The sequence below is a fragment of the Bacillus cereus genome, from assembly GCF_002564555.1.
In the GTDB taxonomy this organism is placed as follows: Bacteria; Bacillota; Bacilli; order Bacillales; family Bacillaceae_G; genus Bacillus_A; species Bacillus_A cereus_K.
On sequence record NZ_NUVD01000081.1, the window covers coordinates 22,429 to 38,624 of the forward strand.

Sequence of the window (16,196 nt, forward strand, 5' to 3'; positions counted from 1 at the left end):
CCCTTACTTATGAATACGAACTGACACATTCATTCCAGGAACAATATTTAATGATTTACTATGATCTAAAGAAATTTTAACTGGTACAACTTGCTTTACTTTCGTATAGTTCGCTGTTGCGTTACTTGATGGTAACATTGAGAATGTATTTGCTGTTGTTAATCCAACTTGTTCTACTTTTCCTGTTAACGTTGTATCTGGGTATGCATCTACATACACATCTACTGTTTGACCTTTTTGAACATCATCAATAGTTGTTTCTTCAATGTTTGCTGTTACCCATAAATTGTTCATATCAAATGCGTAAGCAATTGGGCTACCTGCTCCAACAAAAGCATTTGTCGTCGCGTTTGATTGTACAACTGTTGCATTTTGCGGAATTGTTACATCTACTGTTTGCTCTCCATTTGCTCCCGCTACAGTGACAGCACCTAATTTATCATTCTCATTGTAGTTTTTTCCTACTTCAGCTTTCCAGTCTGTTAATTTACCAGCTACTGGTGATGCAATTGGGATTACTTTCCCGTCAACCTTTGCATTTTCTGTTTTTAAGTAATTTTCCGTTTGATTGTAATAGTAATAACCGCCAATGCCGCCACCAACTAATACAATTAATGTAATAATGTTAATAATGACCATTCTTCGAAACTGATTCATTGCATTCCTCTCCTTATATCGCATATAATTTTTTTCTAAACTATTTACATCCTTATTGTTTATATTGTTTAATTGTTAATTATATTAACTTTTAAACAAAAAAATCACACCATCTGCAGTGTAAACTGTAATTCGTCTGCCTGCGAGCGGTGCTGATTACTGAAGGACTATCGTTTATAATTATAAATAATTATTTTGAATCTACAACCGACAATTTGAGTATGAAATGTCGGTTAAACAACAATATAATATAAATGTGTTGTTTAAGTGCGAAAAACTAAACGAGGAGAAGTTAAAATGTCTATTAAAAATACAAATGATCCACGTGTAAAGCGGACGAAACAACTCATACAGGATGCTTTTGTCGCTTTAGTAGGCGAAAAAGGTTTTGAAAATGTAACTGTGCAACATATCGCAGAACGTGCTCCTGTAAACCGCGCTACGTTTTATAGCCACTACCAGGATAAATATAACCTATTAGAAAAAAGTATTGAAGAAATGTTAGAGAAGTTAACGGAAGTAATTAAACCGAAAATTAGAAATAAAGAAGAGTTTCAACTGACATTCGATTCACCACATCCAACCTTTTTGGCTTTATTTGAGCATATCGCAGAAAACGCTAAATTTTATAACGTTATGCTTGGTGATAAAGCAGCTGGAAACTATACTCATAAAATGATGAAAGCCATTCAAACATATTTAACGTTAAGCTTATCTATTTCACAGCCTAACGACGAAAAGCTTATGGTCCCTCGTGATATTCTCATTAGCTATGTTACTGGCGCTCATCTAGGAATGATTATGTCATGGCTTAAAAAGGGTATGATCTATACCCCACATTTTATGGCAATGCAATTAACGCGCTTAATTATTTTAGGAACCCATACTGCCGCAGGATTAGAGCGACCTTTTTAAAACATAAAAAAGCGAAGGATATCCTCCCTCGCTTTTTCTATTAATTAAATGTAATGTTATGTACAGCCTCTTTATCAAGACGTTTAATAACTTCCACAATTAACTTCACTGCATTTTCATAGTCATCGCGGTGTAACATTGCCGCATGGGAATGAATATAACGTGTTGCAATTGTAATTGCCATAGATGGAATACCATTTACAGAAATGTGAATTGCACCTGCATCGGTTCCACCACCAGCTACTGAATCATATTGGTATGGAATTTGTAATTCATCAGCAACATCAACTACGAAATCACGTAAGCCAGTATGTCCAATAACAGAAGCATCATATAAAATGATTTGTGGACCATCGCCCATTTTACTTTGCGCTTCTTTTGACGTTACACCTGGTGTATCTCCAGCGATACCAACATCTACTGCGAACGCGATATCTGGTTTAATATAATTCGCAGACGTTTTCGCACCACGAAGGCCAACTTCTTCTTGTACAGTTCCAACGCCGTATACAACGTTTGGATGCTTTTCACCTTTTAATTGTTTTAATACGTCAATTGCAATTGCACAACCAATTCGGTTATCCCATGCTTTTGCAAGTAACATTTTTTCATTCTTCATCGCTTGGAATTCAAAGTAAGGTACAACTTGATCTCCAGGTCGTACGCCCCACTCCATCGCTTCTTCTTGGCTAGAAGCACCAATATCGATGAACATGTCTTTAATATCAACTGGCTTTTTACGTGCTTCTGGAGGTAAAATGTGCGGTGGCTTTGAACCAATCACACCTGTTACATCTCCTTTACGCGTTACAATCGTTACGCGCTGCGCAAGCATAACTTGTGACCACCAGCCACCAACCGTTTGGAAACGAAGGAAACCTTTGTCATCAATTTGCGTAATCATAAAGCCAACTTCATCTAAATGACCTGCAACCATAATTTTCGGGCCGTTTTCTTCCCCAACTTTTTTCGCAACTAAACTTCCTAAATTATCAGTAGAAAGTTCGTCTGCAAACGGCTCGATATATTTCTTCATTACTTCACGTGGTTCACGCTCGTTACCAGCAATACCACGTGCATCTGTTAACTCTTTTAGCATTGTCAATGTCGCGTCTAATTTTGTCATTGCCAACACCCTCCTTTTTCTTCAGTCACTTCATTATACAAAAGGAAATTAAAATATTCAAAAATTAAATCAGTATCCTTGTGTTTGACGCTGATGATTTACTTCATTTTTATCTAAATACGCTTTTTCAATCTCTTCTTGTTCAAATTCAAGCGCTTGCCCAAGTCGAAGATAGCTTGTAAATAATTCAATATAGTTCGTAATAGATGGTTGATCTGTAAAACGAATCACTTTCGCATATGTGTCTAAGAAAATTTCTACTTGTGTTTTATTTGTTTGTGCACATTTATAGAATAAGAAGTTTTTATCAATACCTAAATCAATTCCGATTGATAAAATAAAATGCAATCCATCTACGTATTCTTCTAATATAACTTCACGTTCTGAAGCCGGTTTATTGCTCCAATATTTAAAACAGCGTGTTTCGTTTGCAAGTTCTCCAATTTCTACAAGAAGGGCTAACATTTTTTCTTTTAATAGCTTTTTCGGTTGTAAGTCATGTTCTTTCACAATACGATCATCTAATTCTTTTTGTAATTTAAATAGTTGTAGTAAGTCCATTCTATTGTCCTCCTCCAACATCGCATTTTACGCAACAATGTTGTTTCATCTCAAAGTTCATTATTATTTTTTACTTCTTATTAATAAGTCAGCTATCTACCTCTTTATAAAATAGCTTGTCCTTAATTTACAAATACGTTTCAATCATCACTATTAGATTGTTCTTCCGATGAAAGTTCCATATCATCTCTCCATTATAGCAGTGTAGTTTCGGCTAGGAAAGATACTCTTCTTCCCAAAGGAACATAAATGAAAAAAAGCCAGGAGGATTCTCCCAACTTCATGCGTATATTCTTCTATATCGCTATAGCTTTTATATTATTTTTGTCATATCGATAACGATAATAAGTAGGTAATTGTCCAAACCATTGAATATTTGCAATACATGCAAATAAAAAAACCTTAGAAGAAAATTCTTCTAAGGTTTCAACTAATTAATTAGTTAATGTTGTTTTTTGCAACTGTTGCTAATTCAGCGAAAGCTTTTTCGTCATGAACAGCTAAGTCAGCAAGCATCTTGCGGTTAACTTCGATGCCAGCATTTTTAAGACCGTGCATTAAGCGGCTGTAAGAAAGACCATTCATACGAGCTGCTGCGTTGATACGTGTAATCCATAATTTACGGAAGTCACGTTTCTTTTGACGGCGGTCACGGAATGCATACATTAGAGATTTCATAACCTGTTGGTTAGCAACCTTGAATAATGTATTTTTAGAACCGTAATAACCTTTTGCTAATTTTATTACTTTTTTACGACGTTGACGAGTAACTGTACCACCTTTTACTCTTGGCATAATATTACCTCCTAATTGTTCTATATATCAGCCGAACTTATTTTAAGTTGTCAAGCATTTGACGAATGCGTTTGAAGTCACCAGCGCTTACTACACCAGCTTTACGTAGTTTACGTTTAGCTTTTGTAGATTTGTTAGCGAATAAATGGCTTGTGTAAGCGTGAGAACGTTTCAGTTTACCTGATCCAGTCTTTTTGAAACGCTTTGCAGCGCCGCGATGAGTTTTTTGTTTAGGCATAGGTATTTCCTCCTCTATCTATTACTTATCGTTTTTCGGTGCTAAAACTAAGAACATACTACGTCCTTCCATTTTAGGCTTAGATTCGATTGTACTAACTTCAGCACAAGCTTCTGAGAAGCGATCTAAAACACGTTGACCGATTTCTTTATGAGTAATGGCACGTCCTTTAAAGCGAATTGACGCTTTAACCTTGTCGCCTTTCTCTAAAAACTTGATAGCATTACGAAGTTTTGTGTTAAAGTCGTGTTCATCAATTGTTGGACTTAAACGAACTTCTTTCATGCTAATTACTTTTTGATTTTTGCGCTGTTCTTTTTCTTTCTTCTGTTGCTCAAAGCGGAATTTACCGTAGTCCATAATGCGGCATACTGGCGGTTTCGCATTTGGAGCAACTAATACTAAATCAAGATTAAGACCTGCAGCTAAGTCTAAAGCGTCATTACGAGACTTGATTCCAAGTTGATCGCCATTTGCACCAACTAAACGTACTTCACGTGCACGAATTTGCTCGTTAATCATCATATCCTTGCTAATAGTAAGCCACCTCCAAGGTTTTCTCAGAACATATTTTGTAGTCATAGAACCCGACAAAAAAAGTGCGGGCATACGACACCCACACTTGTAAAATCTTAAGTAAGAAATACATTTACCTGCTAACTGCGAATGCGTCCATCAGGTGAGAAGCGGGTGCTTCTACTTGTTCCACAAAACAATATTCTATTATCCTTGATGAGTTTATCATAGGACATGACGTCTGTCAAGAAGACGCGATGTGTTTTACTAACAACAAGAAATATTGTAACAAACAACTAGCATACTTGCAATACTTTTTTGTGATAAGTGTTACATGGTTATTATTTCTAGTTCCCCTCATTTATATTACATAGAAAAGCCGCGGTATCCCGCGGCTTTTTCTTATCGTTTTCCTTCTACTTTAATCATGTCAACAAAAGCATCTAATGCGATTGTTTCTGATTTTTGTTCACCATATTTACGTACATTTACGCCGTTTTCAGTTACTTCATTGTCACCTACTACAAGCATGTACGGGATTTTTTGCATTTGTGCTTCACGGATTTTGTAACCAATTTTCTCTTCACGAGTATCTAATTCAACACGCATACCAGCACGGCGTAATTCATCTTGTACTTTCTTCGCATAGTCTAAATGTACTTGCGGAGAAACCGGAATTACTTGTACTTGAACTGGAGCTAACCAAGTAGGGAATGCACCTTTGTATTCTTCAATTAAGAAGGCTACGAAGCGTTCCATAGTTGATACAACACCACGGTGAATTACTACTGGACGATGTTGTTTACCATCTTCACCAACGTAAGCTAATTCAAAGCGTTCTGGAAGTAAGAAGTCTAATTGTACAGTTGAAAGTGTTTCGTCTTTTCCAAGAGCAGTACGAACTTGAACGTCAAGTTTTGGACCGTAGAATGCCGCTTCACCTTCAGCTTCATAGTAATCAAGACCCATTTCATCCATCGCTTCTTTTAGCATACCTTGTGCTTTCTCCCACATCTCATCATCCGCATAATACTTTTTAGTATCTGCTGGGTCACGATAAGATAGACGGAATGAATAGTTCTCTAAACCGAAATCTTTGTACACTTCTAGAGTTAAGTTCACAACACGCTTTAACTCTTCTTTAATTTGATCTGGACGAACGAAAATGTGCGCATCATTTAAAGTCATTCCGCGTACACGTTGTAATCCAGATAACGCACCTGACATTTCATAGCGGTGCATTGTTCCAAGTTCCGCAATACGGATTGGTAGTTCACGGTAGCTGTGAATATCATTTTTATAAACCATCATGTGGTGAGGGCAGTTCATTGGACGAAGAACTAATTCTTCATTATCCATTTCCATTGATGGGAACATGCCATCACGGTAGTGGTTCCAGTGACCAGAAGTTTCATAAAGCTCTCTGCTTCCTAGTACTGGAGTGTATACGTGATCATAGCCTAAGCTTGCTTCTTTATCAACGATGTAACGCTCGATAATACGACGAATTGTTGCGCCTTTTGGTAACCAAAGTGGTAAACCTTGTCCTACTTTTTGGCTATTAGTAAATAGTTTTAATTCTTTACCTAATTTACGGTGATCGCGCTCTTTTGCTTCTTCAAGCATACGTAAGTGCTCATCTAATTCTGCTTTCTTAACGAATGCAGTACCGTAAATACGTTGTAACATTTTATTATTGCTATCGCCGCGCCAGTAAGCACCCGCAACGCTTAATAATTTAAACACTTTAATTTTCCCTGTAGATGGAAGGTGAACACCACGGCAAAGGTCGAAGAATTCGCCTTGCTCATAGATTGAAATAACTGCATCTTCTGGAAGATCGTTAATTAAATCTAATTTTAACTCATCGCCGATTTCTTCAAAGCGACGAATTGCTTCTGCACGTGGTACTTCATGACGAACGATTTCTAAGTTCTCGTTCACGATTTTTTGCATTTCTTTTTCGATTTTCTTGAAGTCTTCAACTGTAATTGCTTCTTCCATATCAATATCGTAGTAGAAGCCATTTTCGATTACTGGACCAATGCCAAGCTCAACCTTAACATCTTTATATAAACGTTTTAACGCTTGTGCTAAAAGGTGGGCTGTTGAATGGCGTAAAATGTATAAGCCATCTTCAGAATCTAATGTAATAATAGAAACTGCACCATCTTCTTCGATTGGTGTAACAAGATCGATCATCTCATCGTTTAATTTTCCAGCCACAGCTTTTTTCTTTAAGCCTGGGCTAATAGAAGCTGCGATTTCTTCAGTTGTTACGCCTTTTGGAAACTCCTTCACAGCTCCATCAGGGAAAGTAATTTTAACTACATCTGCCATCACTGGTCACTCCTCTTTTTTTTCAAAATAAAAAACACTCATCCCATAAAAAGGGACGAGTGTTGAATTCGTGGTTCCACCCTTGTTCCAATTAACATCATTGTTAATTGCTCAAGTTCAACATAACGGTGTTGTCCGTTAGCAATTACTAGAAAAACCGTTCACTGCTAAAGTTTAGAGGTGGTAAGTAATAATCCCGTACTAGGAAGCTCACACCCTAAGGCTTCCCTCTCTGGAAATCGTAGAAAACTACTCATGTCCTCATCATGACATTTCAATATATTTCATTTATGTAGGTAATTATATGCTCAAAAACTTAGAAAATCAAGGGCGTTACCTTTATTTTTTAAATTTTTCACATTGCGCTCAAACTCATGCAATCCATGTAATTGTAGCCGTTCTTGAAATACATTTCGCAAAGTAATAATCATATTATGATCTTGTTCTTTCGTATATAAATAAATTTTTTTCGGCGAAATAGACAGAAGTGGTGCAATTACTTTCGTATCAATATATACATCCTTTTGCTTTAATAAATCTTCATCTATATATTGGACCAATCTCTCCTGTTTTAAACGTCTACCTTTATCATCATAGAAAATAAAACTTTCATCAAAGATAAGATGCACACAGGACAAACGCGATTTTCGGCTACTAACTTGTTGCCGGAGCGTCTCAATGAACATTTGATACTCTTGTTCCATCTTGTACTCATCAATTGCCACTTCAGCCAGCCTGGCTACCATTTCTCTATATGTACGAAGACGAAAACGAACATATGATGAAAACGAGAATGAGAGTGGATCACAAAGCCAGTTATTTAAAGAAGACTTAATATATGCTTCAAATGTATTGCGTGTTAAATCCTGCGCTACTCCTTTTCTTCTTCCCTTTAAAATCTCCTGTGCCATATGCAATATTTGATGGCACTCTTCTTGTTCTTCATAAAAAAACTTTTCTTTTAAGATTGTATATATCCACTCATTCTGTTTCACATTCACAATGAAATACACCATTACTGGCAATAAAATCTTTTCAATATAATTCGATTCACGTCCCGGTATGTGAATCACAACTTTTTGTTCCTGTAAGTACACACTTGTTTCCTTATATAATATCTCCGCTCTTTTCAGTAGTTGTCTATATACGTGCATAGCATCATTTTTTTCTTCGAAGCAAATTTCAATCACTTTTGTCCCCCCTTTTATCCCCGCTCTAAAGGGTTTAAAGACCCTTTAAGAGTCCGCCGTGGTAAAGTCTCTCAGCAGAAACAATCTTCTATCATTAGACATTCCACTCAGTACAACTTGCTAGTTTCATATATATTAAGGGAGGGAGAAAAAAATGATACAAGCTCATATATTTTTTTATTGTATAATTTATCCATCAATAAAACAGGTTATAAAAATATTTGAAGGTAAATTTGTAAAAATCGAATCATCTTGAGGTTTTATGCGGGTAAAACCAACTGAAGATCACCAAAAAGTAATTCAAGAGCACGCGCTAGAGGCAGATAGAGATTCATACAAATTTTCGCCCCTACAATCGGTAGTTCCGGCTAACCTGAATATTTCGAGCCCATATTTGAAAGGAAAATATCGCTATAATACAAAAGAGCAAGCTTCTCAGCTTGCTCTTTTACTTATGACGTCGGTTTTTCCCACCAATTTCAATTGGTTTCGCTAAATATTTAATTCGTTCCATAATACGAGCTGCTTTCATTTTTTCCGCTTCACCACGTTGTGTATACGTTAAATGATGTTCCAGCTCCTTGAAATCAAAGTTAGACGTAAAGAACGTCGGCAAGTTTTCTAGCATGCGGAATTGTAAAATTGCGCCGAGCACATCGTCACGCACAAAGCTCGACATCGCTTCTGCCCCGATATCATCTAACATTAAAACTTGGACGCGTTTCACCGCATCAATCTTTTCCCCAATCGAATTATCTTGAATCGAACTTTTAATTTCGCGTAAAAATTCAGGGAAGTATACGAGCATCGAACTTATTTTCTTTTGAGCAAGTTCATTTGCAATTGCTCCTAACAAATACGTTTTCCCTACACCAAATTTACCGTACAAATATAAACCTTGTACTTTTTTACCTGGTTCATATGTACTTAAAAATTCATTCGCTGCACCGATCGCATCGATACGTGCGTCTAACTCGGTAGGGTCTAGGTTTTCCATAGTTGCCTGTAAAATATCAGTTGGCATATATACACTTTGAACAAGCTTTTCATATTTCTTTCTCTCGTCATACGCTACTTTTCTAATGCAGCGATCATATTGAATATCAATCATCTTACCTTGGATAACGAGCTTTGGCTCATATCCTTGCAACATGTTTTTACATGACCCTAAATCCGGACAATCCGCGCAACCTACACTTTGTCCAATGTATTCATATAACTTCACAAGACTGCGCTCAATCATAGAAGTCGTTACTTCACCTTGATGTTCGTCTATAAATTCTTTCACACGCGGATGCGCCATCACTTCCGCCTTTAATACTTCATATCTATTTTTAAAGTTTTCATTTTCCATTAATTTTGCAAATGAATTTTGAATATGCTCCATTTTCTCACCTCAAAGAGCGTTCATTCTCTTCTATTAATCACGCTTATATTTTTTCAACACTTCTTCCAATCTTTTTCGTTCATCTTCTAATGTACTTGCATCTTTTTTCTTACTTACATCTTTCTTCACAGTTGCTTTCTCTTGTTCTTCCGACTCTTCTTTCAGCCAATCTGGCACCATTTCTTGTCGTACTGTTTTCTTCGCCGGACGGCCTTTTTTCTTCGTCTCAGCCCACTCTTGATATTGACGGTTTTCTTCTTTCGCTAGCGCCATCGCTTCTGCTACTGTACCGACCTTTTTGCGTGCCCAATGCCCAGCAATCTTCTCCACATACGTTTTCGCAAGTTTCATATCTGAGCGTAGCATAACATAATAAATAAGTACATTCACAACTCCCGGCGTTAATTTTTGATTGATCATTACATCTTCAACAATTTGCAAATCTGCTTTCGTCGCCTCTGCACCGCCAGAGATCTCTTTCAATAGTTGTTTTGGCGAGATTTCCTCTAACTGTTTTATTAGCATCTCTTCTTGCGTAGAAGGCTCTTTCTCGTTCATCATACGCGCACTATGAGGCTGCACTCTTTCACTTAATACAGGTAACGCTTGACCATTTTCAAATTGATACCAATCACGTGCTCCTTTTCTAAGCCTTTCAATATCAATTGTTTGCATTTCCGTCACCGCACCAAGAACGATATTCTGCATCGATAACACATCTACACCATACACGTAAGAAAGTGTAATAACACATTCTCGTACTTGATCTGTAATCGCTTTTTTAGGAACAAGAGCAGACAATCCATCTACAAATAAGGAGAAGTCAAAGAAATTATTCCAAACTTTCGGAGCCTCTCCCTTCTCGTTACTTGGCATAGCTGTCGTTTTCGGAATACGAAGGTCTTCTTGCGCATGCTCGAGCTGTCCAGGATTAAACGAACCAAAGATATCATTGAAAGAACGCGTAACATTTTCATAAGAAGCAAAATCAAATTCTTCTTCTAAGAAATATTGCTTTACTTGATTATATTTTGTCCGACTCAATCGATTGTATAAAAAGATACTTAAAACAATATCATCAAAAAACTGCTTTGGAGATAAAGGCGGTTGCAACTCGTATATAAACATTCGAATATCTTTTTCTTTCTTGATATATACCTTTAAAAGTCCAATCGCCTCTAACTTCACTCGTTCCTCATATATTTCGGGAAGTTGCATTTGCATGGTCACCATAAGGGAATGATGTGTATTCTCTTTTCCAAATACACGATCTTGCTCTAACTCTCCCCATAGCGTCATGTATAAACTAAAAGCTCTACTACCTATTAACGGCTGATACAACATCGTTAACACTTTTCGGTCGTAATTATGTAGTAGCCCTTTCGCACTTACTTTATAACGATCAATCGGCAATAGCTCCATCCATGACTGTTTTTCCATTCTTGCGTTTCCTTTCTCTCGTCCAATCTATCCTCTAATTCATTCGTTCTATCTTCATTATATATTTTATTAGCGAAAAAGAGCTATTAGCTTACGCTTTTAGCTCTCTTATCTCATTCCTTACAGTATGTAAAGAGAATGGAATAGGGCTTCTATTCTCTTTCTTTTTGCAGTATATCTTTTAATTCTTCAATAAATACATTTAAATCTTTAAATTGACGATATACAGAAGCAAAACGTACGTAAGCAACATCATCGATATCACGAAGCTCTTCCATAACAATCTCACCAATCATATCACTTTTCACTTCTGAAATACCTAAATTACGAAGTTCACGTTCCACACTTTGTGTTACTTCCTCTAGTTGTCTTAAAGATACGGGTCTTTTTTCACACGCTTTAATTAAACCACGTAAAATCTTTTCTTTATTAAACTCTTCTCGTGTACCTTCTTTTTTAACAACGATAAGAGGTGACTCTTCTACTCTTTCAAATGTCGTAAAGCGACTTAAACAACTTTCACACTCTCTCCTTCTTCGAATAGAGCGCCCTTCGTCTACCGGACGCGAATCTAACACTCTTGTGCCATTATGAGAACAGGATGGACAACGCAATTCATTCACTCCTTTACAATTTGATCTTTATTTTTCTTTACTCACTTCACGTAAAAATATATATACAATATTATACAACTCATTCTAACGCTCTTACCACTTTAAGTTTAAACACATCATCTCGTTTTATCATACCCTAGTAACCAGCTGCCACATCTTCAAATCAGACGATAGATGAAGCGCTAACTTACCTGTAAGGGCACACTTCATCCAACTAATGAGTACGTTAGATTTCCCCTTTTTTATAAACTAAAAAAGAGGTGCATTATACACCTCTTTACATTTTAAATCAATTATGTTCTTTTTTAAAGAGCTTTTGTTTCTCTCTGCTTAATTTCGAAGCTACCAGTGCCTCGAGGAAGCTCGATGCTCTCACGCGTTTTCGCGTTTAAACCTTCTGCAATATATTCTGCAGCAACATTCGGATCAATACGATCCCCACAAGTATAAACATCAATACTTGCATAACCGTGCTCCGGAAAGCTATGAATTGTTAAATGTGATTCCGAAATAATTACTACTCCACTTACACCTTGTGGTGCAAATTTATGGAAAGCAACCTCACGTACTTCAGCACCAGCTCTTAGTGCTGCATCCACAAATAATTGTTCAATATACGGCATGTCATTAAGCTTGTCGAAATCGCAATCCCAAAGTTCAGCGATTACGTGACGACCCATCGTATCCATAGTATCCATTCTACAGTTCCCCCTTGTAAATTTAATCTAACTGTTCGAATTGAAAACTAATTTGCAATTTGGCTTGCTCCACTACCACGGGGGAAAGTTAGTCCAGAGAGGTCCTAACCCTTTAAGTAGTGACTACGTACCTCAGCTCTTAAGTTTACGAGTGTTAGTATACTTTGTTTATTTTCATTTTGCAACAACAGTTTTTTCGATTTTCTGTCATATTTTCTTCTTTACTTTTCCCTAAAAAAAATAAATGATTCACGAATGCAGTAATCCCAAGGTTTCGTGGTATGTCCACTTCCGAAAATATACTCATATAATTTTTTTCCTTTTCAGAAAAAAATAAAAAAGAGGGCATATATTCCATTGCCCTCTCCCTCATTCACTTAAATATGTTGTACATTTTCTTGTTTCGCTAATTCATCAACAACTAACGTTACAAGATCTACAACACGACGAGAGTAGCCCCACTCGTTATCGTACCAAGCAAGTACTTTCACTTTACGATCACCCATTACCATTGTAGATAAACCATCAATAATAGCTGAGTGTGTATTTGTATTAAAGTCGATAGACACTAAAGGCTCTTCGCTAAATTCTACAATCCCTTTTAACGCACCGTTTGCAACAGTTTTAAATGCTTCGTTAATAGCTTCAACTGTCACGTCACGTTTTACATCTACTACTAAGTCAACAAGAGACACGTTTGGTGTTGGTACACGAAGTGCCATACCATGAAGTTTTCCATTCAAATGTGGAAGAACTTTTGCAAGCGCTTTCGCAGCACCCGTCGTTGTCGGAATGATTGACTGTCCGCAAGCACGCGCTCTTCTTAAATCTTTATGTGGGTTATCAATATTTTTTTGGTCATTTGTATAAGCGTGAACAGTTGTCATTAAACCGTTTTCAATTCCGAACTGCTCATCTAACACCTTCACAACAGGTGCTAAACAGTTTGTTGTACAAGATGCATTTGAAATAACGGTATGTTTTGTAATATCTAATTGGTCTTCGTTCACACCAACTACAATTGTTACATCTTCATTTTTACCAGGCGCTGTTAAAATAACTTTTTTCGCTCCAGCTTCAACGTGAAGAATTGCTTTTTCTTTTGAATTAAATTTACCAGTTGCTTCAATTACAACTTCAACACCTAGATCTTTCCAAGGCAATTCCTTTGGATCACGGTTGTTTAAAAGGCGAATCATTTTCCCATCTACTAATAAGTGATCTTCAAATGCTTCCACTGTTCCGGCAAACTTACCGTGTACTGTATCATATTTAATTAAATGTGCTAACGTTTCGGACGGATAGCTTGCATTGATTGCTACAATTTCGAATGCGCTTTCTTTTATTGCTTGACGAAACACCATTCTCCCAATACGTCCAAATCCATTAATTGCCACACGAGTCATAATATGTTATCCCCCTTGAATGCGTTATACTATTTATCTCTAATCCCAATAATAGTATAACACAAAAAGGAGGAATGTCACTAAGCATTTTCATTAATTTCACAATTTTTTAATCAATAATGTTCCACTTCTTCAAAATTACCTGTAATTGTGTTTTCGTTTCCATAATTGTGCCATCATTATTTATCACTTCGTCTGCATTCTTCACTTTTTCTTCTAACGGCATTTGAGATTGAATACGTGCTGTTGCTTCTTCTTCTGAAAAGTTATTTCGTTTCATTAAACGGTCTAATTGTGTATTCGGCGTAACCGCTACAACTAAAATGCGATCAACAAGACTTGTTAATTTACTTTCAAACAAAAGAGGAATATCTAACACAACCGCTTGCATACTTTCTTTTATGTACATTTCCTTTTGCATATTCATTTCCTCACGCACTGCCGGATGAACAATTTTGTTTAACTGCAATCGTTTTTCTTCATTATAGAAAACGACACTTCCTAGTTTTGGTCGATCCAGTTCTCCATCTTCTTGTAACACTTCCGTTCCAAATACCTCTACAATTTTGTTATATGCTGGTTTCCCTCGTTCTACAACTTCTCGCGCAATAATATCTGCATCAATAACTGGTATACTCAGTTCACGAAACATTTGAGACACCGTACTTTTTCCACTTGCAATGCCTCCTGTTAATCCAATTACTACTGTCATAATACTTCTCCTCCTCACAATAAAAGGCGCGAAACTAATGTTCCACGCCCATGCTTACATTTTCCAAATTCCAATAATAATGAGTAATACCCCAGGCAGGAATGTAAATTTTCGTAACCATTTCATATTCGATAACATCGTTCCAAGTTTCATTCCAATAAATAAAAACAAAGAACTCATAACTGCAACTAATAGCGCCATCATAGCAGGTGCATAACCTAATAAAGATGCGCCAATTCCAGCACCAAACGAATCCACGGAAAGTGCGATACCGAGAAGTAGCGCTTCTCCTGCAGAGATAGTTCCTGATTTATCAAAATCGGCAACAGTCGGTTTCCGTAAAATTTGAATCACTAGTCCTAGTGAAGCAATCTCTAATTTCCAAACCTTCTCTTCTTGCTTCGGTTCTTCTTTTTTTTCACTCCGAAAAAATTGGTATAATACCCAAATCCCGATTCCAATAAGAACAAGCCCACCGATACGCGTTGCGATAACAGGTGAAAAAATTTTCGCGATCATATGTCCAATTCCCATTGAAACAAGCATAACAGCCGCTGAACAGATTCCGATAATTATAATTGATCTTAGTGGAATTCTTACACTTCTTAAACCATATGTTAGCCCTACACTACAGCTATCTAAGCTTAATGTAAAAGCTAATAAAATAAGAGATAAATAAAGGTACATCGGTAAGCTCCTCCCTTATACATAGCTCTGCTGTATGTATATGACAAATGCCTATCCGATGTTATCTCTTTTCTATATTCTAGGCTGACAAATTGGGCAGTAATGTGTTCCTCTTCCACCAACAACTGTTTTTTCTAAAATCGTACCGCAAGTCACACACGGTTCTCCTTTTTTTCCATATACATTGAGAAGTTCTTGGAATGAACCAATTTGTCCTTGCGAATTGATATACGTTCTAATTGTACTTCCGCCTCGCTTCACTGCTTCGCCTAGCGTTGTAACAATCGCTTCGTACACTCTCTCGATTTCTTCTTCCGTTAAAGATGACGCTTCTCGTTCTGGATGGATGTGAGAACGGAATAAAACTTCATCTACATATATATTTCCAAGCCCTACTAAAAGACGCTGGTCTAATAATACGACTTTTATTTTACGATTTGTCTTTTGCAATCTTTCTTGTAAATACTTTGGTGTTAATTCTGCATCAAATGGCTCCGGACCTAAGTCAGCAAGGGGCATTTGATTCAATTCTTCACCTTTCTTAAAGAGATGCATCGTACCAAACTTTCTCACATCTTTATAATGTAATTCAGTTCCATCTGTAAATAAGAAACGGACATGCGTATGTTTATCAATCGGCTCATCCTCTTGATGCAGTAAAAACTTACCTTCCATACGCAAATGGGAAACAATAACATAATTCGTTACATATAAAAGCAAAAACTTTCCTCTTCGCTTTATATTTTCAATTGTCTCGCCTCTTAGCATTTCTTTAAAGAGTTCCGCATCATCCGGTCGTTTTACTATTTTGGGATAGGTAACGATGACATCTTCAATCGTTTTTCCCGTCACAAGATTTTCAAGCGTCCGTCTAACATTTTCAACCTCTGGTAATTCAGGCATTTCATCACGTC

Annotated in this window: 17 protein-coding genes and 2 other annotated features; of the genes, 1 reads left to right on the forward strand and 16 read right to left on the reverse strand. The window is 36.8% G+C overall.

What is annotated here, in order from left to right:
* Window positions 1-3: 3 nt before the first annotated feature.
* A complete protein-coding gene (locus COI75_RS17485) occupies window positions 4-657 on the reverse strand; it encodes an HlyD family secretion protein (protein ID WP_001071422.1) in 654 nt (217 codons plus the stop codon).
* A gap of 297 nt (window positions 658-954) precedes the next feature.
* Here COI75_RS17485 and COI75_RS17490 point away from each other — a divergent pair, with 297 nt between their 5' ends.
* Complete coding sequence (locus COI75_RS17490) at window positions 955-1,572, forward strand: TetR/AcrR family transcriptional regulator (protein ID WP_000023654.1); 618 nt, start codon at window positions 955-957, stop codon at window positions 1,570-1,572.
* Window positions 1,573-1,612: 40 nt separating this feature from the next.
* Here COI75_RS17490 and COI75_RS17495 read toward each other — a convergent pair whose 3' ends face one another.
* From COI75_RS17495 to mutM, 15 genes are all read right to left on the reverse strand, one after another.
* The gene (locus COI75_RS17495) at window positions 1,613-2,698 is read right to left on the reverse strand and encodes a M42 family metallopeptidase (protein WP_098448517.1); all 1,086 of its coding nucleotides are present in this window, start codon (window positions 2,696-2,698) and stop codon (window positions 1,613-1,615) included.
* A gap of 69 nt (window positions 2,699-2,767) precedes the next feature.
* The gene (locus tag COI75_RS17500) at window positions 2,768-3,259 is read right to left on the reverse strand and encodes a dUTP diphosphatase (protein ID WP_000365057.1); all 492 of its coding nucleotides are present in this window, start codon (window positions 3,257-3,259) and stop codon (window positions 2,768-2,770) included.
* 438 nt (window positions 3,260-3,697) lie between these two features.
* Window positions 3,698-4,054 carry a 50S ribosomal protein L20 gene (gene rplT / locus COI75_RS17505; protein ID WP_001138362.1) on the reverse strand — a complete coding sequence of 119 codons (357 nt, stop codon included), beginning with the start codon at window positions 4,052-4,054 and terminating at the stop codon, window positions 3,698-3,700.
* Window positions 4,055-4,091: 37 nt separating this feature from the next.
* Window positions 4,092-4,292 (reverse strand): 50S ribosomal protein L35, encoded by a 201-nt coding sequence (gene rpmI / locus COI75_RS17510; protein ID WP_001125945.1) that lies wholly within the window; start codon window positions 4,290-4,292, stop codon window positions 4,092-4,094.
* A gap of 21 nt (window positions 4,293-4,313) precedes the next feature.
* Window positions 4,314-4,817, reverse strand: a complete 504-nt coding sequence (gene infC, locus COI75_RS17515) for a translation initiation factor IF-3 (protein ID WP_170958527.1) — start codon at window positions 4,815-4,817, stop codon at window positions 4,314-4,316.
* A gap of 62 nt (window positions 4,818-4,879) precedes the next feature.
* Window positions 4,880-5,000: a sequence feature (ribosomal protein L20 leader region), on the reverse strand.
* Window positions 5,001-5,210: 210 nt separating this feature from the next.
* Window positions 5,211-7,148, reverse strand: coding sequence for a threonine--tRNA ligase (gene thrS / locus COI75_RS17520; RefSeq protein ID WP_000786082.1), 1,938 nt, complete (start codon window positions 7,146-7,148; stop codon window positions 5,211-5,213).
* 48 nt (window positions 7,149-7,196) lie between these two features.
* Window positions 7,197-7,425 (reverse strand) — a binding site (T-box leader).
* Between the two features lie 31 nt (window positions 7,426-7,456).
* Complete coding sequence (gene ytxC / locus COI75_RS17525) at window positions 7,457-8,338, reverse strand: putative sporulation protein YtxC (protein ID WP_000569606.1); 882 nt, start codon at window positions 8,336-8,338, stop codon at window positions 7,457-7,459.
* A gap of 448 nt (window positions 8,339-8,786) precedes the next feature.
* Window positions 8,787-9,725 (reverse strand): primosomal protein DnaI, encoded by a 939-nt coding sequence (gene dnaI, locus COI75_RS17535; protein ID WP_000400108.1) that lies wholly within the window; start codon window positions 9,723-9,725, stop codon window positions 8,787-8,789.
* A 33-nt stretch (window positions 9,726-9,758) separates the two neighbouring features.
* The gene (locus COI75_RS17540) at window positions 9,759-11,165 is read right to left on the reverse strand and encodes a replication initiation and membrane attachment family protein (RefSeq protein WP_000415020.1); all 1,407 of its coding nucleotides are present in this window, start codon (window positions 11,163-11,165) and stop codon (window positions 9,759-9,761) included.
* A gap of 152 nt (window positions 11,166-11,317) precedes the next feature.
* The gene (gene nrdR, locus COI75_RS17545) at window positions 11,318-11,779 is read right to left on the reverse strand and encodes a transcriptional regulator NrdR (RefSeq protein ID WP_001203687.1); all 462 of its coding nucleotides are present in this window, start codon (window positions 11,777-11,779) and stop codon (window positions 11,318-11,320) included.
* A 305-nt stretch (window positions 11,780-12,084) separates the two neighbouring features.
* Window positions 12,085-12,468 carry an adenosylmethionine decarboxylase gene (gene speD, locus COI75_RS17550; RefSeq protein WP_002003660.1) on the reverse strand — a complete coding sequence of 128 codons (384 nt, stop codon included), beginning with the start codon at window positions 12,466-12,468 and terminating at the stop codon, window positions 12,085-12,087.
* Window positions 12,469-12,854: 386 nt separating this feature from the next.
* Window positions 12,855-13,883 (reverse strand): glyceraldehyde-3-phosphate dehydrogenase, encoded by a 1,029-nt coding sequence (locus tag COI75_RS17560; protein WP_000198961.1) that lies wholly within the window; start codon window positions 13,881-13,883, stop codon window positions 12,855-12,857.
* A gap of 109 nt (window positions 13,884-13,992) precedes the next feature.
* Window positions 13,993-14,595: a dephospho-CoA kinase gene (gene coaE / locus COI75_RS17565; protein WP_000219311.1), complete on the reverse strand. Its 603-nt coding sequence runs from the start codon at window positions 14,593-14,595 to the stop codon at window positions 13,993-13,995.
* A gap of 54 nt (window positions 14,596-14,649) precedes the next feature.
* Window positions 14,650-15,282: a sporulation membrane protein YtaF gene (gene ytaF / locus COI75_RS17570; protein ID WP_000281735.1), complete on the reverse strand. Its 633-nt coding sequence runs from the start codon at window positions 15,280-15,282 to the stop codon at window positions 14,650-14,652.
* 72 nt (window positions 15,283-15,354) lie between these two features.
* Window positions 15,355-16,185 (reverse strand): DNA-formamidopyrimidine glycosylase, encoded by an 831-nt coding sequence (gene mutM / locus COI75_RS17575; protein ID WP_001114497.1) that lies wholly within the window; start codon window positions 16,183-16,185, stop codon window positions 15,355-15,357.
* Window positions 16,186-16,196: the final 11 nt, after the last annotated feature.

Bases quoted from the DNA above. Each gene is read 5' to 3' on its own strand.
- COI75_RS17485 (WP_001071422.1), bottom strand. From the start codon at position 657: ATGAATCAGTTTCGAAGAATGGTCATTATTAACATTATTACATTAATT.
- COI75_RS17490 (WP_000023654.1), top strand. From the start codon at position 955: ATGTCTATTAAAAATACAAATGATCCACGTGTAAAGCGGACGAAACAA.
- COI75_RS17495 (WP_098448517.1), bottom strand. From the start codon at position 2,698: ATGACAAAATTAGACGCGACATTGACAATGCTAAAAGAGTTAACAGAT.
- COI75_RS17500 (WP_000365057.1), bottom strand. From the start codon at position 3,259: ATGGACTTACTACAACTATTTAAATTACAAAAAGAATTAGATGATCGT.
- rplT (WP_001138362.1), bottom strand. From the start codon at position 4,054: ATGCCAAGAGTAAAAGGTGGTACAGTTACTCGTCAACGTCGTAAAAAA.
- rpmI (WP_001125945.1), bottom strand. From the start codon at position 4,292: ATGCCTAAACAAAAAACTCATCGCGGCGCTGCAAAGCGTTTCAAAAAG.
- infC (WP_170958527.1), bottom strand. From the start codon at position 4,817: ATGATGATTAACGAGCAAATTCGTGCACGTGAAGTACGTTTAGTTGGT.
- thrS (WP_000786082.1), bottom strand. From the start codon at position 7,148: ATGGCAGATGTAGTTAAAATTACTTTCCCTGATGGAGCTGTGAAGGAG.
- dnaI (WP_000400108.1), bottom strand. From the start codon at position 9,725: ATGGAGCATATTCAAAATTCATTTGCAAAATTAATGGAAAATGAAAAC.
- COI75_RS17540 (WP_000415020.1), bottom strand. From the start codon at position 11,165: ATGGAAAAACAGTCATGGATGGAGCTATTGCCGATTGATCGTTATAAA.
- speD (WP_002003660.1), bottom strand. From the start codon at position 12,468: ATGGATACGATGGGTCGTCACGTAATCGCTGAACTTTGGGATTGCGAT.
- COI75_RS17560 (WP_000198961.1), bottom strand. From the start codon at position 13,883: ATGACTCGTGTGGCAATTAATGGATTTGGACGTATTGGGAGAATGGTG.
- coaE (WP_000219311.1), bottom strand. From the start codon at position 14,595: ATGACAGTAGTAATTGGATTAACAGGAGGCATTGCAAGTGGAAAAAGT.
- ytaF (WP_000281735.1), bottom strand. From the start codon at position 15,282: ATGTACCTTTATTTATCTCTTATTTTATTAGCTTTTACATTAAGCTTA.
- mutM (WP_001114497.1), bottom strand. From the start codon at position 16,185: ATGCCTGAATTACCAGAGGTTGAAAATGTTAGACGGACGCTTGAAAAT.